Here is a 23,798-nt window from a genome sequence, read left to right on the forward strand (position 1 = left end):
GTGCTATTAAAAGCAATGATTCAAGCATTGATTCAAACATTGATTCCAGGGCTGACGCAAAATTGTCCCATCAAGGCATGGCGACGCAGGCAGTACGATAAGTACGACAAGGAGCCATAACGCCGCTGGGGCGGTTTGCGTAAGTCCTATATCAAGCAAATTAATGAAAACTGCCTATACGTTTTACATCGCCGAAATTCATCCAGACAAAGAAGGCTTTGCCAACAATATTCTGATCCGGCACGAAACCCCAGATACGGCCATCAGCACTATTGTCGCGATTATCGCCCATCATGAAGTAATGCCCTTCCGGTACCACGCAGGTAAAGCCCTCACTATCATAACTACAGTTCTGACGATACGGAAAATTTAAAGGATCATTCACAAAAGCCGGACGTGTTTCATCATTCAGGATGCGATGTGAGACACCCGTCAGATTTTCTGTGAATTGCTTTGAATAACTGATCTCATCCAGAAAATCTGGCAGTTGCTCATATTGCAAAGGCTTACCATTGATACTCAGACGTTTATTTTTATACTCTACTTTATCACCCGGGATACCAACCACACGTTTGATGTAGTCTACAGTCGGGTCCAGCGGATACTTGAATACCATCACATCACCGCGCTGAGGCTGGTTCAGATCGATGACTTTTTTGTTAATCACTGGTAAACGTATGCCGTATGTGAATTTATTCACCAGTATCAGATCGCCGATCAGCAAGGTAGGCATCATGGAGCCGGAAGGAATTTTAAATGGCTCGAACAAAAACGAGCGCAGGAAAAACACCATCGCTATCACCGGGAAGAAACTGCCCGAGTATTCAATCCAGGTCGGCTGACGCAACAGATTGGCTTCAATCTCTGCACGCTTACCCTGCTCCATCTTAACGCCGTCCGCAGTCAGCTTGGCAACCCGTGCGTCAAAGTCCGCCAAGGCCTGATCTGCAGCAGCACGACGTTGCCTGGAAAATACAAACTTATCCAGACACCAGACTATACCTGTACCTACTGTTAATACAAATAAAATCAGGGCGAAGTTACCCAGAAGGAATGCAAATTTCATTTCTCGTCCACTTGTAAAATCGCCAGGAATGCTTCTTGTGGAATTTCCACAGAGCCTACTTGTTTCATCCGTTTTTTACCGGCCTTTTGTTTTTCGAGCAGCTTGCGCTTGCGGCTGATATCGCCACCATAACATTTGGCCAAAACGTTTTTACGCAAGGCTTTCACGTTTTCACGGGAAATGATGTTAGAGCCAATCGCTGCCTGAATTGCCACATCAAACATTTGACGCGGTATCAGTTCACGCATTTTGGCAGCTACAGCACGGCCACGGAACTGGCTGTTCGCACGGTGCACGATAATCGCCAGCGCATCGACTTTTTCGCTGTTAATCAGCATATCGACTTTAACCACGTCAGCAGCTCGGTTTTCCTTGAACTCATAGTCCATGGACGCATAGCCACGGGAAGTGGACTTCAGGCGATCAAAGAAGTCCAGCACGATTTCTGCCATCGGCATTTCATACGTCAGCTTGACCTGGCGGCCGTGATAACTCATATCCATCTGCACACCGCGCTTTTGGGTACACAGGGTAATCACTGAACCGACGTACTCTTGTGGCATATACAGGTTTACCGTGACGATAGGTTCACGAATTTCCTCAATACGTGAAGGTTCAGGCATCTTGGATGGATTATCCACCATCGCGATACTGCCATCGGCCATCACCACTTCATACACGACCGTCGGTGCCGTGGTGATCAGGTCCATATCAAATTCACGTTCCAGGCGCTCCTGTACGATCTCCATGTGCAATAAGCCCAGGAAGCCGCAACGGAAGCCAAAGCCCAACGCCTGCGACACTTCCGGCTCATACATCAGTGCTGCATCATTGAGTTTGAGCTTTTCCAACGAGTCACGCAAAGCGTCGTATTGATTCGCCTCGACCGGGAACAGACCGGCAAACACCTGCGGCTGCACTTCTTTAAAGCCTGGCAAAGGTTCAGCGGCTTTATTGTTCGCAACCGTAATGGTGTCGCCAACTTTTGCAGCCTTCAATTCCTTAATACCGGCAATTACGAAGCCCACCTGACCCGCTGTCAACTGATCACGGCTCAGGGACTTAGGCGTAAACACACCGACGCTCTCAACCAGATGTTGGGCCTCTGTCGCCATGAACAGGATTTTGTCTTTTGGACGCAGGGTACCATTGACGATACGCACCAGCATGACCACACCGACATAGTTATCAAACCAGGAGTCGATGATCAAGGCTTGCAAAGGTGCAGTCGGATCACCCACAGGAGCCGGCACTTTAGCGATCAGGGATTCCAGCACATCGGCCACACCGAGGCCAGTCTTGGCTGAACAGTGCACCGCTTCAGTCGCGTCAATGCCGATGACTTCTTCAATTTCGGAACAGGCATTCGCAGGATCAGCGGACGGAAGATCAATTTTATTCAAGACCGGCACCACTTCAACCCCCAGCTCAATCGCGGTGTAGCAGTTCGCTACGGTTTGCGCTTCCACCCCCTGGGACGCATCCACTACCAGCAATGCACCTTCACAAGCAGATAAGGAGCGGCTCACTTCATAGCTGAAGTCGACGTGACCAGGGGTATCGATCAGGTTCAGGTTATACACCTGACCATCACGTGCTTTGTAATGCAAAGCGGCCGTCTGTGCCTTAATCGTAATTCCGCGCTCACGTTCGATATCCATCGAATCTAGGACTTGCGCCTCCATTTCGCGGTCAGACAGGCCACCACATAGTTGAATGATGCGATCCGCCAGCGTTGATTTACCATGATCAATGTGGGCGATGATAGAGAAATTCCGGATGTTATTCATTGAGATTGCTAAAAATTCTATATGTGAAGCGGTACCGGCTAAAAAAAAGCGCTCCGGTCTGGGCAACGTTCCCCAGGCGAGCGCCTTCTGTTTGGGTTTTGCAAAGCGCCATTTTACCGGAATTCATGACCGAAAACCGAGTATTTACCAGAGAACAAGACGCATTTACGCCAAAAGCGACAAGAAACCAGGGATTAACGGCATGGCAGGCTGAGGCAACATCCACTTTTGATCATAATCAATTTTAGCCAAATACAGGCCATCTGGCATAAAAGTGGGTGCCGCAACACTGCGGTCCCGACTGCTCAGCACTTCCGCCATCCAGTCAGGTGAGCGCTTTCCGGTACCAACAAAAATGAGAGAACCGACAATATTCCTGACCATGTGATGCAAAAAGGCACTAGCCCTGAGCGTGAAGACGAACAATTCACCTTGCTGGCGTATCTGTATTTCGTACATGTGCTTGACTGGCGACTTGGCCTGACATTCAGCAGCGCGGAATGCAGAAAAATCATGCTCCCCCAGCAAATGGGCTGCACCCTGCTGCATCAGACCCAGATCCAGCGGCCGAAATACCCAGCCTGCCCGCCCTATCCACATCGGTGAACGGATTCTACTGTTATGCAAAACATAATGATAGGTTCTGGCGCGCGCGCTGAAACGCGCATGAAACTGATCCTGATCATCAGCATCGAACTCCAGTTCTTTCGCCCACTGTACTGCAACCGTCGGCGGTAAAAAGGCATTTACGCCATTGACCCAGGAATATGACGTACGGTTCAGTTCGGTATCAAAATGCACGACCTGCTCCAACCCATGCACACCCGCATCGGTACGACCGGCACACAAAGTGCGTATTTCCTGGTTGGTAAAGCGGAATAAGGCACGCTCCAGCGCATCCTGCACAGTATCCCCGGACGGCTGCGTCTGCCAACCGCGCCACCCCTGGCCATCATATTGCACACCCAACACTAATCGCTTCACAGACACTCTTCCCAGAAATATGACTTACGCAAAAAAACGAAAACGGGCGCCAACTATTGTGGCGCCCGCCCAGAGTTTACCTTGTTTTAAGCCAACTGCAACAACATGGCGTTCGCTCGTTCTTTCTGCGCAGCACTGCCACCCTTCAGGACCTCATCCAACAATTCCTTAGCACCTTCTTTATCACCAATTTCCTGGTAGGCCACAGCGAGATCCAGCTTGGTCGCCATTTCTGCATTATCTGCCTCCACATGTTGCTCAGGGGCAGGTACATCCGAAGGCAGATCCAGACTGATACCAGACAAATCAAACTCAAATGCCGAAGCCTGATCTATTTCCTGCGGCACAGCTGAATGCGATTCAGCGTCGGAATGCGGCTCGTCTTCAGCAGGCAAATCCAGTACAGCCAAAGATTCCTCAGCGTGGCTGGCCGGCGCCTCGGAAGCGGTGTCAGACAAAGCAAAATCAAGTGCGCCCAGGTCAACTTGATCAAAATCTAACAAATGACTGTCATCGACCGATGTTGCCGCAGCTTCAGCAATTACCGGCGCTTCCGCTGCTGGCTTGGCATCACCAAAATCAAAATCGATGGCACCAAAATCGACCTCCGGTACCGGCTCCTGCTGGGGCGCAGCGGATACAGGCTCAGGAATTTGCGGCACTTCAGCCAGATCCAGACCCAGATCAAAGTCCAGCGCACCAGCATCGAGATGTTGAGCGGAATCTGGCACATCCACTGCAACATTGGCAGTTGGCTCAGCAGTATCTTTGTTTTCCGCATGGGATGCGGTGTCTATGATACTGATCGCTTCCAGCATATCGCGCGACAAGGAATTCCCCAGCAGCGCATCCGGGTCCAGATCTTCCAAAGGCTGAGTCGAATTCCCCAGGCCCGCGGTAATCGAGGTATCCTGCTTCAGCTGACCACCCGCATACAAAGGATTACCAGGCTCCAGCGAGACTCCCATCGACGCCGCCTGCGCCCACTCATCACCAGCACCGCTGGTCATGCCATACAACTCACTGGCAAGTCGCTCAAACTGCTTAGTATCTTTACGTGCAAAGTAAATTTCCAGCAATTTCAGACGCACCGCGTGGCGGTCAGGCTGGGTACGCAAGGCTTCCTTCAGAATTTCCTCAGCCTGAGAATCGCGTCCATAGGCAATATACACATCTGCCTCAGCGACCGGATCGACCTCATTGGCATCGAGCTGACTGGCAGAAGGCGCAAAATTCGAATTAAAGACACTGTTATTGGTATCCACACTCTGTCCACCCGTCGAGCCGAACATAGAATTCGCCTTCATACTGGAACCGGTCAGGATACTGTCTTCAAATTGTTGCATTTTTTTCTTGCGCTGGCTGGCCCAGAAGCCAGCACCACCGAGTACTGCAATCAAAGCGATACCAGCTGGCATCAGCCAGTCGGATATGCTTTCGAAGAAACTTGGCTCAGGTGCAGGAGGTGGTGGCGGCGGTACAGGTTTACGACGCACAACCGGTTTGTCACTGGCGGAGGCATCACTGGCCACCGTCGCACTGGCGGACGCTGCCACTGGCACAGATGCGAGCGCGGACGCACTTTCGGGTGTTTTGGTTGCAGAAGCCGAAGCAACTGCAGTCGCTGCAGGTAAGGACGCAGCCACTTTCGCTTTATCCGCAGCAGGTGTGGTCAACGCAGTTGCGGAAGCCTTATCCTGCTGCTTGGCTTTGGACGCTAATTCCGCTTCTTTCGCAGCCAGATCCTTATTTTTCACATCCAGCAAACGCTGCAAATCACCGACATTTTTTTCCAATTCTTTGAGGCGGCTATTCGCTTCAGCGGTCGCTTTTTCTTTCGCAATCTTATCCTCTTCCGCAACGCCCTTACCTTTACCGCCTTTCACATCGGCAGGCGCGGCTTTAGAAAGTTTCAGTTTATCCGGTGAATCACCAGTTGGAGTAGGTAATTCCTTTACTTTCGCCGTGATGGAACCGCTCGCTGTTTGCTTACCTGCGCTGCGCTTTTCAGCAGGCGCACGCTCAACTTGCTCGGCCAATTTGCCACGATAGGAATTAAAGTCAGCTGCATGTGCCATCACCACAGAATGGGCTTCGGCATTACTTGCCGCACTGGATTTGACGGCATCTGCATCGGGCACGACCAGAATCTGACCTGCACGCAAGCGATTCATGTTTTTACCCGTAAATGCATTCGGATTCGCACGGTACAAACCAACCAGCATCTGATCCAGTGATACGCCGTCAGGTTTGTAATTGCCAGCGATTTTACTGAGCGTATCGCCAGGTTTAACAACATGCTCGGTACCGGCTTTTACCGCTTGTGCTGCAGGTGCATTAGTATTTTTTTTTGTAGCTGAGGGCTGAATCGCAATCGCAGGCGCCTGCGAACTACGGTTACCCGCTTCCGGTGCAGCTTTGGCCGCTACAGAATTGGGTTGCGCCACTTGCGGTGCCTGGCCATTTCTAAGTTCCGCCGGATCCAGCAGGAAGGTGTACTCGCGCAGCAATTTACCATTAGATGATGTCATTTCCAACAACATATCAACAAATGGCTCATTCATTGCCTGTGTCGAGCTAACCTTGATGATATAACCTGCCCCCTTGGGCTCGATGGAAAATCGCAGCGATAACAATGCCGCGTTGAATTCTATATTTGCCTGACGATACGCATCCGCAGAAGCCAGCTTAGGCACCAGAGAGCTGATTTCATCTTTGCCAGGCGAAGTCAGCTCAATTTCAGCCTTCAGTGGCTGCCCCAGAGCAGACAATACAGTCAGCCTTCCCATGCCTGTAGCGTGTGCGCTAGACATCACCATCAGAGTCGAAGCCACAGCAACGCCTAAGGCTTTGCGTCCCAGAGAAATCACAGATGTTCTTTTTTGTTTATGCATTTTGTCAGACATATTGGGAATTTGGCGAACAGGGGTTCGCTGGGATTAGCTAGTTAAGCCAAAAGAAACAAATATTGTTTCACGATAACATTAGCCACATAGCCGTGCAAGCTTAACGCTATTTATACACAGGGTAAATACATTAAGCCAGGTTGCTGCACTCTACTCCCTGGAAACGTTGCAGCCATTTAACAGAAGTTCTCTATTGTAAATCGCCGGGCGGGCTCAGATCATAAAAAAAGGGAGGTAAACACCCCCCTTTTTTAACTTAATTTGCTACCAGATGTAACGATCTGATCAATCTATCAAAATACGCAACATTCTGCGCAGAGGCTCTGCTGCCCCCCACAGCAACTGATCGCCGACCGTGAATGCGCCTACATATTCAGGGCCCATCGCCAATTTACGGATACGCCCAACCGGGATGGTCATCGTTCCAGTGACAGCAACCGGAGTCAGATCACGGATACTGTCTTCACGGGTATTCGGCACCACTTTTACCCATTCATTGTCCGCCGCGATCATGGCCTCGATATCAGCAACTGGCACATCTTTTTTCAATTTGAAAGTCAATGCCTGACTGTGGCAACGCATCGCGCCGATACGGATGCAGAAGCCATCCACCGGAACCGCCTGCGACCCAAAGGCCTCGCCCTGCCCCAGTATCTTATTGGTTTCTGCCATGCCCTTCCATTCTTCTTTGGACATGCCATCACCAAGGTCTTTATCAATCCAAGGGATTAAAGAGCCACCGAGCGGCACACCAAAATTTGCCGTTTCTGCATCGGAGAACGAGCGTTGTTTAGCGATGATTTTGCGATCTATTTCCAGAATCGCGCTCTTAGGATCATCCAGCAAGGCACGCACTTCCGCATTTAAACTTCCGTACTGCGTCAGCAATTCACGCATATGTTGTGCACCACCACCAGACGCCGCCTGATAAGTCTGGGTACTCATCCATTCAACCAGACCAGCCTTATACAAGGCGCCAACACCCATTAACATACAACTGACGGTGCAATTACCACCAATCCAGTTTTTCTGACCTTTAACCAGTGCATCCTTGATCACCGGCAGGTTGACAGGATCCAGTACGATGACGGCATCGTCATTCATACGCAGGCTGGACGCGGCATCAATCCAGTGACCATTCCAGCCAGCTGCACGCAATTGCGGGAAAACTGCGTTCGTGTAGTCGCCGCCCTGGCAGGTAATAATGATGTCGCATTTCTTGAGTTCATCAATATTATTTGCGTCCTTCAGTGTCTTTTCGTTTTTTGCCATCGCAGGTGCCTGACCACCCGTATTCGATGTAGAAAAAAACACAGGCTCTATATGCACGAAGTCATCTTCTTCCTGCATACGCTGCATCAGAACCGAACCCACCATGCCACGCCAACCAACCAAACCAACCAGTTTCATCATTTTTCCTTTAAATTGCAGGATAGCCCACACCTGCTTTCATCGTCTCTGACGACTTTAACGTGCTAAAGCCGCCACCACCGCCTGCCCCATCTCTGCCGTTCCTACCTTGGCAGTACCGGCTTCGTAAATATCCGGTGTGCGCAAACCTTGCGCCAGCACCGCTTTGACTGCCGCTTCTATACGGTCTGCCTGCTCTGCTTTGTTTAATGAATAACGCAACATCATCGCCGCCGACAGAATAGTGGCTAGCGGATTAGCGATTCCCTTACCCGCGATATCCGGTGCCGAACCATGAGAAGGCTCATACAAGCCTTTATTGTTTGCATCCAGCGATGCCGACGGCAACATGCCAATTGAGCCCGTCAGCATTGCTGCCGCATCCGACAAAATATCGCCAAACATATTGCCAGTCACGATGACATCGAACTTTTTCGGGGCGCGCACCAATTGCATCGCAGCGTTATCGACATACATATGGTCCAGAGCGACATCCGGATATTCGCGATGTACATCGCTCACGATATCTTTCCAGAACTGGAATGTTTCCAACACATTTGCCTTATCGACGCTGGTCAGACGTTTGCCACGTTTCTGCGCAGTCTGGAAAGCGACATGCGCAATACGGCGAATTTCTGTTTCCGCGTAGCGCATGGTATCGAAACCTTCTCGCTCACCCTTGAACGGACCATCCGGACACTCACGCACACCACGTGGCTGGCCAAAATAAATGTCGCCGGTCAGTTCACGAATAATCAGTATATCCAGTCCCGACACCACTTCTGGCTTCAGCGTGGAAGCACCCGCCAGTTCAGGATACAAAATCGCAGGACGCAGATTTGCGAACAGCTTCAGATTTTTACGCAAACCGAGGATGGCCTGCTCAGGGCGCAATGCACGTTCCAGCGTATCGTATTTCCAATCACCGACTGAACCGAACAATACCGCGTCCGCGTCCTGCGCCAGCTTCAAGGTGGCTTCAGGCAAAGGATGGCCAGCAGCTTCATATCCAGCACCGCCGACCGGTGCGATCTCCATTTCAAACTGTTCATCGAGTGCATTCAGCACATGCACGGCCTGCTCTACGATTTCAGGACCAATACCATCACCGGGCAAAATTGCAATTTTCATTTATTCTTTTTTCCTTAAGCTGCCGACTGCATTCCAGTCAGTCAGAACTGAGGCCAGACGCACACCATCAACGGCGTCTGGATACGCATTCGTTTATATCGTGTTTTGCAACCAGGGTTGTGCTTGCAAGTGACGTTCTTCAAACGCACGGATTTTGTCAGCATGACGCAGAGTTAAACCAATATCATCCAGACCATTCATCAGACAGTATTTGCGGAAAGGATCTATCTCAAAATGGAAATTGATCGCACCATCGCTCGTGCTCACAGTCTGTTGATTCAGATCGACCACCAGATGAAATCCAGGGAAAGCTTTGACCTGATTGAATAGCTGGTCTACCTGCGCCTCAGTCAGCACGACTGGCAACAAGCCATTTTTGTAGCAATTATTAAAGAAAATATCTGCAAAACTTGGTGCAATAATGACCTTGAATCCAAATTGTTCCAATGCCCACGGTGCATGTTCACGCGAAGAGCCGCAACCGAAATTTTTACGCGCCAGCAGCACAGACGCACCCTGATAACGCGGCTGGTTCAAGACAAAGTCCGGATTCAGAGGACGCTGGCCATTATCCATACCCGGTTCACCGTGATCGAGATAACGCCATTCATCGAAAAGATTCGGACCGAAGCCAGAACGCTTGATCGATTTCAAGAACTGCTTGGGAATGATCGCATCTGTATCGACATTCGCTCTGTCCATAGGAGCGACCAGACCATTTAATAAAGTGAATTTATCCATATAGCAAACCAGTCGTGTTTTTCTTATTTTTTAGCTGCATTCTCAACTGCCTCGCCAGCCTTTTTGACATCCTTACCAATACCTTGCACGGTATTGCAGGCTGACAGGGCGGAGGCACACAGGATCAGGGCGAATAATTTTTTCATACTATTTCCTTTTACTTATTTTGCTGAATCAGGATAAACGGCGCACATCAACGAAGTGCCCCTCAATACCAGCCGCAGCTGCCATCGCCGGAGAGACCAGATGCGTGCGGCCGCCCTGCCCCTGACGTCCTTCAAAATTACGGTTAGAAGTAGAAGCGCAACGCTCACCCGGTTCCAGCCGGTCGGCATTCATCGCCAGGCACATCGAACATCCCGGTTCGCGCCATTCAAAACCGGCATCGCGGAAAATTTTATCCAGACCTTCACGTTCGGCCTGCTCTTTGACCAGACCTGAACCAGGCACAACCATTGCCAGTTTCACGTTCGAGGCACGGAACTTACCGCGCACGACAGCAGCGGCTTCGCGCAAATCCTCGATACGGGAATTGGTGCAGGAACCGATAAAAACTTTATCAATCCGGATATCAGAGATCGCGGTGTTTGGCTTCAATGCCATATAGACCAGTGCTTTTTCTATCGCATCACGTTTGACCGGGTCTTTTTCCAGATCAGGATCAGGCACGCGCGCATCCACAGCCACCACCATTTCAGGTGAAGTACCCCAAGTCACTTGCGGCAAAATTTCAGCGGCATTCAGTGTCACGACCAAATCAAATTTGGCGCCAGCATCGGAATGCAGCGTTTTCCAGTATTCGACTGCGCGATCCCATTGCGGGCCAACCGGCGAGAACGGGCGTCCACGCACATAATCGATTGTCGTTTGATCAACCGCTACCATACCTGCGCGCGCCCCGGCCTCGATGGCCATATTACAGATGGTCATACGACCTTCCATCGACAAGCCACGGATCGCGCTGCCGGCAAATTCTATGGCATAGCCCGTACCACCTGCAGTTCCGATGCGACCGATCACTGCGAGTACGATATCTTTTGCGGTAACACCCTTAGGTAAAACACCGTCAACCTGGACCAGCATGGATTTGGATTTTTTGGCGATCAGTGTCTGCGTCGCCAGCACGTGTTCGACTTCAGAGGTACCAATACCGTGTGCCAGGCAGCCAAATGCGCCGTGGGTGGATGTATGTGAATCACCACACACCACCGTCATACCAGGCAAAGTTGCGCCTTGCTCAGGTCCGATCACATGCACAATCCCCTGACGCTTGTCATTCATACCGAAATAAGTCAGGCCGTACTGGCGCGCATTCGCATCCAGCGTTTCCACCTGCAACCGTGACACCGGGTCTGCTATACCACCCGCGCGATTTGTGGTCGGCACATTGTGATCAGCCACGACCAGGTTAGCTGCGTTGCGCCATGGCTGACGGTTGGTCAGCTTCAATCCTTCAAAGGCTTGCGGACTGGTGACTTCATGCAGCAAATGACGATCTATGTATAGGATTGCAGTACCATCGTCCTCGGAGTGAACAAGATGAGATTCCCATAATTTGTCATAGAGCGTTTTGAGCATAATCTGAAGCCTGAAGATATTCTGAACAGAGAGTGTAAAGATGATAAAGGAGAGTGGACTTACATTTTTTTCGCATTTGATTATGCCACAATTGTGCGATGCAGAAGCAAAAAAGCAGCCAAAATGGTGCAAGGAATTTCAATATAAAAATCAGTTATTAGCTTATGCACCAAATATTGAACGGCTATCTTCAAGAGAGAACTCAAAATTCCGATCAATATTTAGAACGCCAAACACCCCATCAGCAATGACACGTGGTGGCAAGCCGGGACTGCAGTCGGCGGCGAGACAGGAAATTGCAGCGCGACTAGAGAATCAGGCAACATCGCCGCACTGGGCGCGATGACGCAACACATGATCCATCAATACCAGCGCCAGCATTGCCTCTGCAATCGGTGTGGCGCGAATACCGACGCAAGGATCATGGCGCCCAAACGTTTCTACCATCACCGGATTGCCATCTTTATCCACCGATCGGCGCGGAGTGCGGATCGAAGAAGTAGGCTTAATGGCGATTGATACAGTGATATCCTGACCAGTTGAGATCCCCCCTAAAATACCACCCGCATTATTCGTCAGAAAACCTTCAGGTGTGAGCTCATCACCATGCTCAGAGCCTTTTTGCGCCACACAACGAAATCCTGCACCGATTTCCACGCCCTTGACCGCATTAATCCCCATCATGGCGTAAGCAATTTCCGCATCCAGTTTGTCGTAAATCGGCTCTCCAAGACCAACCGGTACATTTTGCGCGACCACATCGATTTTTGCGCCGATAGAATCGCCATCCTTGCGCAAGGCATCCATATAATCCTCCAGACGCGCAATCAGGGCCTGGTCTGCAGTCGGCGCAAAAAACGGATTCGCGGAGGTATGCGCCCAAGACTCTGTGGGAATAGCGATATCGCCCAGTTGCGTCATTCCACCTTTAAATTCTGTACCAAATTTTTGTTTCAGCCATTTTTTTGCAATCGCAGCAGCGCCGACTACTGGCGCAGTCAGACGCGCCGAAGAACGGCCACCGCCACGCGGATCGCGGATGCCGTACTTATTCCAGTAAGTGAAATCGGCGTGACCGGGACGGAAAGACTCTGTGATATTTCCATAGTCTTTACTGCGCTGATCCTGATTCCTGATCAGCAGCGCGATCGGAGTCCCGGTCGTCTTGCCTTGGTAAACACCGGACAAAATCTCTACCGTATCCGGCTCCTGCCGCTGCGTCACATGACGTGAGGTGCCCGGTTTGCGCCGGTCCAGCTCCAGTTGTATATCTGCCTCACACAATTCCAGCCCCGGTGGGCAGCCATCCACCACACAACCAATCGCAGGACCATGCGATTCACCAAAAGTAGTTACCGTAAACAAGGTTCCAAATGTATTGCCAGACATAATTTTTGCAGTTCAGGTTAGTCGGATTGATCGGTCATTCTAACAGCCTTCGGGAATGCCGCATGCAAGCAATCCATGGAAAAAACCAGCTTATCATTGGCAAATTTAAAATAATTTGCTAATTCAACGCAGTGTGACTGACAGAGTGTTTTATTATTGCCAAATAAAAAAACTTTAGACTTGGCTGGCATCGTTTTTAATGTCATAGTTCCACAAGGAACAATTCCACCCCGTCCCGCACAAAAAAGTCCAGCATGGAGCCGCATTTCCGATGAATTCACCGATTCAATCTATCGAAGACGATCTGGTTTTCCTTGACGAACCAGATCACGATGAGTTTTCGGCAGCTTCGCAAAACCAGGCGAGCTGGCGGATCATGATTATCGATGATGATCCTGACGTCCATTCTGCAACAACATTTGCTTTAGGTAGCCTGGAAATACAGCACCGCCCCCTGAGCTTTGTCCATGCCTATTCTGCTGCCGAGGCACGAGAAATTCTGCAAAAAGAAAAGGACATCGCCATCATCCTGCTCGACGTAGTAATGGAGCATGAAGATGCGGGTCTGCAACTGGTCAATTACATCCGCAAAACGCTGCAGCTCGCTGACGTACGTATCATTTTGCGCACTGGCCAGCCAGGCTACGCGCCAGAAATAGATGCGATCCGCGATTATGATATCAACGACTACAAAACAAAATCCGAGTTAACCCGTACCAAACTGTATACCGCTGTCACCTCTGCCATCCGCTCATACGAGCAAATCTGCTCCATCAGTGCCAGCCGCCGTGGTCTGGAAATGATCATCAATGCCAGCACAGAACTCATGGCAAAACATGGTCTGCAAAATTTTGCCTCCGGCGTTCTGACGCAAATGACCGGGCTACTTAACCTGGATGCCGAGGGATTTGTCTGTGCTCGGCAAAATCCCCTGGGAGAACAAGATACGGTCAATGATCTGCATATCATCGCTGCTACCGCTGGCTTATCCCAACTGGTCGACCGCTCGCTGGCGGAACTCAACCGTCCGGCCGTGCTGGATCTGGTCAGCCGCTCATTGAGCAGCAAGCAGAGCATTTATGAAGCGGACATGACCGCGCTGTATTTCAATAATGCAGAGAAAAAAGACTTCACCCTGTTTCTTGAAAACGGGCTGCAATTAAACGAGATGGATAGACGCCTGCTTGAGGTTTTCTGCGGCAATGTCTCGGTCGGTCTGGACAATGTGATTTTGAATTCACGTCTGCATAATTATGCTTTTTACGATTTGCTGACAGGCTTGGCGAATCGCCTCAAATTACTACAGACCCTGAACGAAACGCTGAGCTCGCCACTCAAGGAAAAAAGTGCACTGTCGCTCATCGATATTGATCACTTTGCGGAAACCAATGACGCATTGGGACATCAATTCGGCGATTTACTGCTGTATGCAGTGGCACAACGCCTGTTCAACCACTTCGGCACACAATGCCAGCTGGCCCGGGTCGGCAGCGACACATTTGCGCTGCTAGGCGATCAGGATCTGGTCAATCCAGACACAATACTCAAGCTCTTTACCACACCTTTCCAGGTCGACCATCAGGACGTGCAGTTATCTGCAACGATAGGTCTGATCAAACTTGGCGACTACGAGGGTGATGGCTCTGAGGCTTTAAAAGACACCAATATTGCACTCAAACGTGCCAAGACCAACCAGCGCGGCGGTTATGAGTATTTCACCCGCAACATGGGAGTCGAAATCCGGGAACGGGTGCTGCTGATGCACGCTTTACGCGCTGCGTTTGAACATGAGCGCCTGTTTCTGGTGTACCAGCCACAAATAGATATGCGTACAGGTAAAGCCTTGGGGGCGGAAGCACTGTTACGCTGGCGTACCGACGAGGGGAAATTTATCCCCCCGGATCAGTTTATTCCTATTGCTGAATACTCCGGACTGATCGTCGACATCGGCGAATGGGTGCTGCGCAGCGCCTTGTACGAACTGGTTCATCTGCGTAGTATCGGGTACACGGAATTTCAAATGGCGATCAATGTCTCGCAAGCACAGTTTTCGCATCCTTTGTTTATGCAGTCTCTGCACAAAGCCTTACAAGACACCAAGGCGCCACCTGAATTTGTAGAGCTGGAAATCACGGAATCCATGGCAATGAAGGACCCGGATTTGCTGATCAAAACCCTGCACCAGATCAAGCAACTTGGGGTCAACATCTCGATCGATGATTTCGGAACCGGATTTTCATCTTTGAGTCACTTGCAAAAACTGGATGTTGATAAACTCAAGATAGACCGCGCATTTGTCAACGATATCCAGCAAGATGCAAGTGAAGGCAGTATTGCCAAAATGATCGTCCAGTTAGGCCAAAATCTGGGTCTGACTATCATTGCTGAGGGCGTAGAAAATCAAATGCAGGCCAATACCCTGCAAGAATACGGATGCTTCCTCGCACAAGGCTATTTCTACGCGAAGCCACTGACCCAGCAAGACTTACGTACCTGGCTGCAGCAACGCACCCAGCCGCAACTGAGCTCAAATCAAAGCTGACTCTGTGCATTGCATACGATGGAGTTTCACTGATTGGCATTCTATCCCCCGTTTTTTACTCCCTATCGCAATCTCGTGGCAAAGCAACTTATATTTCTCTAGAGTACAAACATGTAAGTTGCATTGCACCGGATATCCAGATGCCGGATAGACGAGCGCCTTTAGAAGAGAGTAAATCATGAATCCAAACACGGCAGACACGCTTAAAACAATACTCAGCGATTTCAGTGGCTGGCTGAGCCGCAGCTTTGATAAAACGGCTGCATGGGTAACCCAGCTATCCTGGTGGAAGTTCTTCATTTTTGCGATTCTGCTCATGGCTGCAGGCGCCATACTACAAGACACAATATTCACATCGGAAGAAAGTATTGTTGTCAGTAAGAGTCCGAATAAGAAAAGTAAGAAGTCCACCCATACCATAGAAGGCGATGCCAATATCGATATTGATGAAACTGGCATCCGCATCCGAAAGCCTGGCAATGACGGCAAAGGTAAGCAGATAGAAATTGACGAAAATGGAATCCGAGTCTTAACTGAGCCCGGCACAAGCAATCCATCCGCAACGGCGGCAACACCAGCAACACCGGCGACACCAGCCACACCCGCAACACCGGGAGCGCATGAAATAAAAAATGGCGACGATATCCATATTAAACTGCCCCCAGAAGTCGCGCGTGAAATCAGCAATGAAATCAATAATGCAGTCGCCGATGCGGCTGATGAAGAAGTCAGAAGCTACAAGAAGACGTCGTCAAAATGGTTCGCCAATTTTGTGCTGCTGGCCATCTTCGGTTTATTCGGCATGAAAATACTAATGGGCGGCAAAGTCCGCGCAGAAGAGAAAGCCAAAGAGGCAGGTCTTGCTGCAGAGCGCGAATCACTGCTACGCCAGGTCAGCGAAGCGCAAATGCAAATGATGCAGGCTCAGGTTGAACCACACTTCTTGTTTAACACGCTGGCCTCGGTTGAACACTTGATAGAAACCGATCCTCCGCGTGCAGCTGCCATGCAGCGCTGCCTGATCAGTTATCTGCGTGCTGTGCTGCCGCAAATGCGGGAAAATGCTTCCACCACCAATCTCGGGCGCGAAGCTGACATGATCAAATCCTATCTGGATCTGCTGAAGATGCGCATGGAAGAACGCCTGAACATCGACTTTGTGATGCCGGAAGGATTAAGGAGCGCCTCCTTCCCGCCCATGATGCTGCAGTCGCTGGTGGAAAACGCGATCAAGCATGGCCTGGAATGTAAAGCAGAAGGCGGTACGATACGGTTCCGGGTCGAAGTCGCTCACAGTAAGTTGCGCGTCTCTGTCACCGACGATGGCCTGGGCTTTGGCGCGATGCCCAGCAATGGCACTGGATTAGGATTGCAAAATATCCGTGAACGCCTGAAACTATTGTATAAAGAAAAAGCACAGATGATCATTACGCCTAACCAGCCTAGCGGGGTCTGTGTCACGATAGAAATCCCTTACGAATTAGCTCACTGAACAGACTATGCCAACCGCGATTATTGCCGATGACGAACGATTGATGCGCGACCAGTTGCGCTCACGCCTGGAACAAGCCTGGCCTGAATTGCAAATACTGGACGAAGCAAAAAATGGTGAAGAAGCCGTACAGCTGGTCGCCCAACATCACCCTGACCTGGTATTCCTCGACATCCGTATGCCGATCAAAACCGGCCTTGAGGCTGCAAAAGAGATAGGTAGCCAGACCCACATCGTCTTCATCACGGCCTATGATCAATATGCGATTCAAGCCTTTGAACATGGCGCTGTCGATTACGTTCTAAAGCCTGCTGACCTGGAGCGCCTTGGTAAAACCATAGAACGCCTCAAAGCGCGCTTACAGGCACAGGCCCAGCCTGCGGATATGAGTCAGCTACTTGGACAACTCGCCAAGCAAATGGGTATTGCCAGTAGACCGGCTTATCTGCAGTGGATACAGGCATCGATAGGTCAGGAGTTGCGCCTGATCCCGGTAGAAGAAATTTTGTTTTTCCAGTCTGACGAAAAATACACGCGGGTACAAACCAGCAACTATGAAGCGCTGATCAGAAAACCCGTGCGTGACCTGGCCGAAGAACTCGATCCGGCACTGTTCTGGCAAATCCACCGCTCCACGCTGGTCAATGCGAAAGCTATTTCAGGTGTGGTACGCGATCTGCGCGGACGCCATCTGGTACAAATCAAAGGATCAACTGAAAAACTGGAAGTAAGCAGGAGCTTTGTGCATCTGTTCAAACAAATGTGACTCCCCTCCAGCCACGTAAGCAGGCATAAAAAAACCGGAGCTGACTCCGGTTTTTTTATTACAAAATTTGCTTACCTACCCACCAGGCGATTGCTGCGACAAACGCAGAAGCCGGTATCGTGAGCACCCAGGCCCAAACAATATTACCTGCAACACCCCAACGCACAGCAGACATTTTTTGTGACGAGCCAACACCAACAATTGCACCGGTAATCGTATGCGTGGTTGACACCGGAATACCCATTGCGGTTGCAATGAACAGCGTAATTGCACCACCAGTTTCAGCACAGAAACCGCCAACCGGTTTCAGTTTAGTGATTTTCTGCCCCATCGTTTTCACAATACGCCAGCCACCAAACAAAGTCCCCATACCTATCGCTGCATAGCAAGACAGGATTACCCACATCGGTGGCATGGTGTCATGTGTGCTCGAATAGCCACCAGCGATCAACAACATCCAGATGATACCCATCGTTTTTTGCGCATCATTGCCACCATGTCCGAGACTGTACATGGATGCCGACACCAATTGCAGACGACGGAACCATTTATCGACCTTCATCGGGGTGGAACGTACAAATAACCAGGATACCAGCAACATCATCAATGAACCCAGCAGGAAACCGAGTAACGGAGATAAAACGATGAAGCTGATCGTCCAGATCAAGCCTGAGGAAATCAGTGCTGCAGTACCTGACTTGGCCACAGCGGCGCCGACCAGTCCACCAATCAATGCGTGTGAAGACGAAGATGGAATACCAAAATACCAGGTCACCAGATTCCAGAATACCGCGCCGACCAAGGCACCAAAAATCACATAATGGTCAATTGCCCACGGTTCTATGGTGCCCTTCCCTATCATCGCAGCGACTTTTAATTTAAAAAATACAATCGCAATGACATTGAAAAACGCCGCCATGGCCACCGCAGTCTGCGGCTTCAGAACGCCGGTTGAAACGACTGTTGCGATCGCATTTGCTGCATCGTGAAAACCGTTCATAAAATCAAATAGCAATGCCAGCACGACTAAGCCTGCAATGACATATATGCTAATTTGTAAAGTTTGCATGAAATTTACTCTGCTCTATCTACTCTATATAGCGCCGGCAAAACTGCCAGCCCCGATCAATCAATCCTGATCAGCCCGCAGGCTGATCGGTTAAACACTATCCAGGAGGGAAATTATGCGTTCTCTACAATGATGCCTTCGATGATATTCGCGACGTCTTCGCAACGGTCAGTCACGGTTTCCAGAATCTCGTAGATCGCTTTCAGTTTGATCAGATTGCGTACATCAGGCTCATCGCGGAACAGCTTGGACATCGCTGCACGCATCACATGATCAGCATCCGATTCCAGTCTGTCGATTTCTTCACAAATCGTCAGAATTTCGCGCGAGTTATTCATGTTATGCAGCAGGCCTACCGCTGCTTTGACTTTTTCAGCACAAGCCAGGCACAGTTCAGCCAGACGCTTGGCTTCAGGCGTGATTTCACGGATGTCATACAGGGAGATGGTTTGACCCGCATCTTCCAGCAAATCCAGAATATCATCCATGCGTGTGATGAGCTTATGGATATCATCACGGTCTATTGGCGTAATAAATGTCTTATGCAGTAACTCAATGGTGTTGTAAGTCACTGCATCAGCTTGTTTTTCTATACCTTCGATCGCATGAACACGGTTTTCGAGATCGTCGAAATTGGTCATCAAAGCCAGCATTTCTTTAGAACCTTTGACACACAAATCAGCGTGCTGGTTGAAAAGCTCAAAGAATTTGCCTTCTGTAGGCATCAAACGTCCAAACATTTTTTTCTCACTGAAAATAGAAAATTACAAGAACCAATTTCATGGATTCAATTGGTCGAAAACAAAAAACAAAACCCAGCGCGTTATTACGCAAGCGCTGCTACATCAGGACTCACTGTCTCCATAAATAGACAGGGAGCCCACGTAATTATCAAACTTGGTGTACTCACCCAGGAAGGTTAAGCGTACGCTGCCTATCGGACCATTACGTTGCTTACCAATAATAATTTCTGCCGTCCCCTTATCAGGAGAGTCCGGGTTATAAACCTGATCACGGTAAATAAACATGATCACGTCGGCGTCCTGCTCAATAGCGCCGGATTCACGCAAATCTGACATGACCGGGCGCTTATTCGGGCGCTGTTCCAGCGACCGGTTCAACTGCGACAAAGCGATCACAGGGCAATTCAATTCCTTGGCCAGACCTTTCAGATTTCGGGAAATTTCTGAAATTTCTGTGGCACGATTTTCACCGGCAACGTTAGCTGACATCAGCTGCAGGTAGTCGACGATAATCAAACCCAGCTTACCGCATTGCCGCGCCAGACGTCGGGAACGGGCACGCAACTCGATCGAACTCAGCGCCGGCGTCTCATCAATATACAACTGCGCTTCATTCATTTTTTGAATGGCATGCGTCAGTTTCGGCCAATCTTCATCCGACAATTTACCAATACGCAAACGACTCTGATCGAGACGCCCTACCGAACCCAGCATACGCATTGCCAGCTGTGCGCCGCCCATCTCCATCGAAAACACTGCAACCGGTAAACCGCTGTCAATGGCGACGTTTTCACCGATATTCAGAGAAAACGCGGTCTTACCCATCGAAGGACGACCCGCAACAATCACCAGATCACCAGGCTGCAAACCTGAAGTCATCTTATCCAGATCGACAAACCCGGTCGGGACACCCGTAATATCATTTTGATTGTCCCGGTTATACAGCTCATCAATCCGTTCAACCACTTGGGTCAATAAAGGCTGAATCGCCTGAAACCCTTGAGCACCACGTGCGCCTTCCTCTGCAATAGCGAAAATCTTTGACTCCGCCTCATCCAGCATTTGCTTGACTTCTTTACCCTGAGGATTAAAAGCATTACCCGCAATCTCATCAGAGACCGTAATCAATTTCCGCAAAACGCCACGATCACGCACGATTTCAGCATAACGCCGGATATTGGCAGCTGAAGGTGTATTTTGCGCCAGGGCGTTCAGATAAGTCAGCCCACCAGCCTCTTCTGCCTTCCCCTGTACGCTCAGTGCCTCATACACCGTAATCACGTCGGCCGGCCTGGAACTGTTAATCAGCTTGACCATGCATTGGAAAATAATCCTGTGGTCATAGCGATAAAAATCCTCTTCGCTGATGAAATCGGCAATGCGATCCCAAGCTGCATTATCAAGTAACAAACCACCCAGAACAGATTGCTCTGCTTCGATGGAATGAGGAGGTACGCGTATCGCGTCAAGTTGTGGGTCAGAAGCTGCTTTCATGGCGCGCATTATACCTGCTAAATCAATTTCCCAAACAACACAAAATAGCTTGATTTGCGCTGTTCACACATAACAACAAACCTGAAATTGTATAAATTATTTATTTGCAGAAAATAAAAAAGCCGGGTTAAACCCGGCTTTTTTAAGACGCGAACTCAGCTTAAGCTTGTTCAGCCACAACAGAGATAGTCACGTTCACAACAACGTCTGTGTGCAATGCAACAGATACTGCGTGCTCGCCAACTACTTTCAGTGGGCCTTGTGGCAGGCGCACTTGTGCTTTTTCAACTGTGAAACCTTGTTTTGCCAAGGCTTCAGCGATGTCAAAGTTGGTTACGGAACCAAACAAACGACCATCAACACCAGCTTTTTGAGCAACTTGAACAGTAGAACCTTCCAGTTTTTCACCTTGAGCCTGCGCAGCAGCCAATTTCTCAGCAGCAGCTTTTTCCAGATCTGCACGCTTCGCTTCAAATTCAGCGATTGCAGCTGCAGTAGCACGACGTGCCATACGTTGTGGAATCAGGAAGTTACGTGCGTAACCATCTTTTACACGAACTACATCACCCAGGTTGCCGAGATTAACGACTTTATCCATCAGAATAACTTGCATATTTTTCTCCTAATACTTGGTCGTCAATTACGCTGTGTGCAGATCAGTGTAAGGCAGCAACGCTAAGTAGCGTGCGCGCTTGATCGCTGTGTCAACTTGACGCTGGTACAGTGCTTTAGTACCTGTCAAACGTGCAGGCATAATCTTGCCGTTCTCTTGTACGAAATCTTTCAAAGTGTCTACGTCTTTGTAGTCCACTTTTTCTACGTGTGCTGCTGTGAAGCGGCAGAATTTTTTACGCTTGAACAAAGGATTTTGTTGCTGACGCTTTTGCTTCAATTTGCTTTTATCAAATTTTTTACCGAATGCCATTTTTGGCTCCTAATCAAGTAAATGTGTCCCGACTTCAGTAATATGAAAAACGAGACTTTTGCTGTTGCGATTTTTGCGTGCTAAAAACCCGGTAAAACAAAACTCAACATCGAGTGGCAAATCCGAAACAATTTTGGACTGTTCACCGGCAGCCAGTGCTGCCAATTCAACTTCCACCCGTCTCGATAAGCCTGCTTCTGTTTGCTGTGAGCTATGTAGTAACACCCCATTCGCTATCGGAATCCCTGCCGGCGTATAACGCACTGCAGCTTTTTCGATGAATTTAGCGACTATAGTCAGTTGGTTCACCAGGTTGTCACACGACCTTAAAAAATAAAGAATTAAGCAGCTGGCGCTTCAACGCGTTGTGCTTTCGCTGCGTCTTCTTTCTGAACAGCTTTCATCATTGGAGATGGTGCTGTTTCAGCTTTCTTCATTTTAACTGTCAGGTGGCGCAGAACAGCATCATTGAATTTGAATGCGGTTTCCAGCTCAACCAGAGTCTCTGCATCACACTCAATGTTCATGCAAACATAGTGTGCTTTTGCCAGTTTCTGGATCATGTAAGCCAATTGACGACGGCCCCAGTCTTCTACGCGGTGGATCTGACCACCACGGGCTACAACACTGGCTTTGTAACGTTCGATCATTGCCGGAACTTGCTCGCTTTGATCCGGATGTACGATAAATACGATTTCATAATGACGCATATATTCTCCTTATGGACAATAAAAATAGCCTGCCTCGGCGTCAAGACGAGTGCAGGAAGAGGAAAGCCGATGATTTTAACTGGTTTCCCGGGTTAACTCAAACTATTTCAACGCCCCGCACTGCCACCAGCGCATGCCAGCGCACTTTCTGTGTCGAAAAGTTCAAATAGCGCTTGCAGATTCAATGACACTGTATAAAAATACAGACTGTTCATACGTACAGCGCAATTTACGGATATCCCATGCTAAAGCTAACCAATCGTCAGGAACAGATACTCAATCTGATCAAGGATGCCATACACCATACCGGCTTCCCGCCCACCAGGGCAGAGATAGCAAGTGAGTTAGGCTTTCGCTCTACCAATGCCGCCGAAGAACATTTACAAGCCCTGGCGCGCAAAGGTGTGATTGAAATCGCGGCAGGCACCTCACGCGGCATACGTCTGCTGGAGTCTGAGCTGTCCAGCCATATCACTGGCATGTTAAAGAGCAAGCAAAATCAAGAAAGTAGCAACCATATTTCGCTGCCACTAGTGGGGAGAGTTGCTGCTGGCTCACCCATTCTTGCCTCTGAACATATAGAGAGCAATTACACCGTAGACCCCGGTATTTTCTCCGCTAAACCGGATTTTCTTTTGAAGGTCAGGGGTATGTCTATGCGCGACGCAGGAATACTAGATGGCGACTTACTCGCAGTGCGACGCAGCGACAGTGCCAGAAACGGACAAATTGTCGTAGCCCGTATCGGTGACGACGTGACCGTCAAGCGCTACAAAAAAACTGGCAACCTGATCGAATTGCTGCCAGAAAACCCAGACTATCCCGTCATACGCATCGAGCGCGACGAACAATTATTTTCACTCGAGGGCCTGGCAGTCGGCCTGATGCGCAGCTGGGCTTAATCTAACTCATCAATAAAAAACGCCCTGGAACTATGAAGTGACCCCATTTAGTTGGACAGCTTGATAGTTACGTGGCCAAGGGCTGATTCCTGTATTGAACAGGACTCAGCCCTTTTAATTTCAGTTTTATACGGTCATGATTATAGTAGTGGATGTAGTC

General features: G+C 49.6%; 23 protein-coding genes. 5 read left to right on the forward strand and 18 right to left on the reverse strand.

The features are described from left to right. Positions 1 to 160: 160 nt before the first annotated feature. The 9 genes from lepB to leuC form a co-directional block, all read right to left on the reverse strand. On the reverse strand, positions 161 to 1,066 hold the full coding sequence (gene lepB / locus H8K47_RS06840) for a signal peptidase I (protein WP_186880654.1): 906 nt from the start codon (positions 1,064 to 1,066) through the stop codon (positions 161 to 163). Beyond that, the gene (gene lepA, locus H8K47_RS06845; protein ID WP_186880655.1) at positions 1,063 to 2,856 is read right to left on the reverse strand and encodes a translation elongation factor 4; all 1,794 of its coding nucleotides are present in this window, start codon (positions 2,854 to 2,856) and stop codon (positions 1,063 to 1,065) included. The genes lepB and lepA overlap by 4 nt, the downstream gene beginning before the upstream one ends. Positions 2,857 to 3,021: 165 nt before the next feature. Beyond that, positions 3,022 to 3,840 (reverse strand): tRNA pseudouridine(38-40) synthase TruA, encoded by an 819-nt coding sequence (truA, locus tag H8K47_RS06850; RefSeq protein ID WP_186880656.1) that lies wholly within the window; start codon positions 3,838 to 3,840, stop codon positions 3,022 to 3,024. An 86-nt stretch (positions 3,841 to 3,926) separates the two neighbouring features. Then, complete coding sequence (locus tag H8K47_RS06855; RefSeq protein WP_186880657.1) at positions 3,927 to 6,734, reverse strand: FimV/HubP family polar landmark protein; 2,808 nt, start codon at positions 6,732 to 6,734, stop codon at positions 3,927 to 3,929. Between the two features lie 297 nt (positions 6,735 to 7,031). After that, on the reverse strand, positions 7,032 to 8,159 hold the full coding sequence (gene asd, locus H8K47_RS06860; RefSeq protein WP_186880658.1) for an aspartate-semialdehyde dehydrogenase: 1,128 nt from the start codon (positions 8,157 to 8,159) through the stop codon (positions 7,032 to 7,034). 54 nt (positions 8,160 to 8,213) lie between these two features. Then, entirely contained in the window at positions 8,214 to 9,287 is a 1,074-nt protein-coding gene (gene leuB / locus H8K47_RS06865; protein WP_186880659.1) for a 3-isopropylmalate dehydrogenase, read from the reverse strand. A gap of 93 nt (positions 9,288 to 9,380) precedes the next feature. Further along, entirely contained in the window at positions 9,381 to 10,028 is a 648-nt protein-coding gene (leuD, locus tag H8K47_RS06870) for a 3-isopropylmalate dehydratase small subunit (protein WP_186880660.1), read from the reverse strand. Between the two features lie 23 nt (positions 10,029 to 10,051). After that, positions 10,052 to 10,174, reverse strand: a complete 123-nt coding sequence (locus H8K47_RS06875) for an entericidin A/B family lipoprotein (protein WP_186880661.1) — start codon at positions 10,172 to 10,174, stop codon at positions 10,052 to 10,054. Positions 10,175 to 10,202: 28 nt separating this feature from the next. Continuing rightward, positions 10,203 to 11,606, reverse strand: a complete 1,404-nt coding sequence (leuC, locus tag H8K47_RS06880) for a 3-isopropylmalate dehydratase large subunit (protein ID WP_186880662.1) — start codon at positions 11,604 to 11,606, stop codon at positions 10,203 to 10,205. Positions 11,607 to 11,646: 40 nt separating this feature from the next. Between leuC and H8K47_RS06885 the strand changes: the two genes are divergently transcribed. Beyond that, the gene (locus H8K47_RS06885) at positions 11,647 to 11,952 is read left to right on the forward strand and encodes a hypothetical protein (RefSeq protein ID WP_186880663.1); all 306 of its coding nucleotides are present in this window, start codon (positions 11,647 to 11,649) and stop codon (positions 11,950 to 11,952) included. On the opposite strand, the gene aroC is transcribed toward H8K47_RS06885, so the two are convergent. Further along, entirely contained in the window at positions 11,922 to 12,995 is a 1,074-nt protein-coding gene (gene aroC, locus H8K47_RS06890) for a chorismate synthase (RefSeq protein WP_186880664.1), read from the reverse strand. The two genes, H8K47_RS06885 and aroC, sit on opposite strands and share 31 nt — an antisense overlap. Before the next feature lie 271 nt (positions 12,996 to 13,266). Between aroC and H8K47_RS06895 the strand changes: the two genes are divergently transcribed. The 3 genes from H8K47_RS06895 to H8K47_RS06905 all read left to right on the forward strand — a co-directional run bounded on the left by H8K47_RS06895 (position 13,267) and on the right by H8K47_RS06905 (position 17,795). After that, the gene (locus H8K47_RS06895) at positions 13,267 to 15,537 is read left to right on the forward strand and encodes a bifunctional diguanylate cyclase/phosphodiesterase (protein ID WP_186880665.1); all 2,271 of its coding nucleotides are present in this window, start codon (positions 13,267 to 13,269) and stop codon (positions 15,535 to 15,537) included. A gap of 178 nt (positions 15,538 to 15,715) precedes the next feature. Further along, entirely contained in the window at positions 15,716 to 17,029 is a 1,314-nt protein-coding gene (locus H8K47_RS06900; RefSeq protein ID WP_186880666.1) for a sensor histidine kinase, read from the forward strand. Between the two features lie 7 nt (positions 17,030 to 17,036). Further along, positions 17,037 to 17,795 carry a LytR/AlgR family response regulator transcription factor gene (locus H8K47_RS06905; RefSeq protein WP_186880667.1) on the forward strand — a complete coding sequence of 253 codons (759 nt, stop codon included), beginning with the start codon at positions 17,037 to 17,039 and terminating at the stop codon, positions 17,793 to 17,795. 58 nt (positions 17,796 to 17,853) lie between these two features. Here the strand turns inward: H8K47_RS06905 and H8K47_RS06910 are convergent, their stop codons facing one another. The 7 genes from H8K47_RS06910 to rpsF form a co-directional block, all read right to left on the reverse strand. Beyond that, positions 17,854 to 18,864, reverse strand: coding sequence for an inorganic phosphate transporter (locus H8K47_RS06910; protein WP_186880668.1), 1,011 nt, complete (start codon positions 18,862 to 18,864; stop codon positions 17,854 to 17,856). A gap of 113 nt (positions 18,865 to 18,977) precedes the next feature. Further along, on the reverse strand, positions 18,978 to 19,604 hold the full coding sequence (locus tag H8K47_RS06915) for a DUF47 domain-containing protein (RefSeq protein ID WP_162019382.1): 627 nt from the start codon (positions 19,602 to 19,604) through the stop codon (positions 18,978 to 18,980). Between the two features lie 105 nt (positions 19,605 to 19,709). Beyond that, entirely contained in the window at positions 19,710 to 21,101 is a 1,392-nt protein-coding gene (locus H8K47_RS06920) for a replicative DNA helicase (protein ID WP_186880692.1), read from the reverse strand. Between the two features lie 160 nt (positions 21,102 to 21,261). Continuing rightward, a complete protein-coding gene (gene rplI, locus H8K47_RS06925; RefSeq protein WP_186880669.1) occupies positions 21,262 to 21,714 on the reverse strand; it encodes a 50S ribosomal protein L9 in 453 nt (150 codons plus the stop codon). A gap of 27 nt (positions 21,715 to 21,741) precedes the next feature. After that, positions 21,742 to 22,026: a 30S ribosomal protein S18 gene (gene rpsR, locus H8K47_RS06930; protein ID WP_162019384.1), complete on the reverse strand. Its 285-nt coding sequence runs from the start codon at positions 22,024 to 22,026 to the stop codon at positions 21,742 to 21,744. A 9-nt stretch (positions 22,027 to 22,035) separates the two neighbouring features. Then, positions 22,036 to 22,335, reverse strand: a complete 300-nt coding sequence (gene priB, locus H8K47_RS06935; protein WP_186880670.1) for a primosomal replication protein N — start codon at positions 22,333 to 22,335, stop codon at positions 22,036 to 22,038. Positions 22,336 to 22,367: 32 nt separating this feature from the next. Next, positions 22,368 to 22,736, reverse strand: a complete 369-nt coding sequence (gene rpsF / locus H8K47_RS06940; RefSeq protein WP_162019386.1) for a 30S ribosomal protein S6 — start codon at positions 22,734 to 22,736, stop codon at positions 22,368 to 22,370. A gap of 242 nt (positions 22,737 to 22,978) precedes the next feature. Here rpsF and lexA point away from each other — a divergent pair, with 242 nt between their 5' ends. Then, positions 22,979 to 23,638: a transcriptional repressor LexA gene (gene lexA, locus H8K47_RS06945; RefSeq protein WP_186880671.1), complete on the forward strand. Its 660-nt coding sequence runs from the start codon at positions 22,979 to 22,981 to the stop codon at positions 23,636 to 23,638. Between the two features lie 67 nt (positions 23,639 to 23,705). On the opposite strand, the gene H8K47_RS06950 is transcribed toward lexA, so the two are convergent. After that, a partial coding sequence (locus H8K47_RS06950) for an IS3 family transposase (protein ID WP_186880672.1) occupies positions 23,706 to 23,798 on the reverse strand: 93 nt, incomplete at its 5' end.

It is taken from the genome of Cognatundibacterium rugosum (assembly GCF_014284365.1).
In the GTDB taxonomy this organism is placed as follows: domain Bacteria; phylum Pseudomonadota; class Gammaproteobacteria; order Burkholderiales; family Burkholderiaceae_D; genus Undibacterium; species Undibacterium rugosum.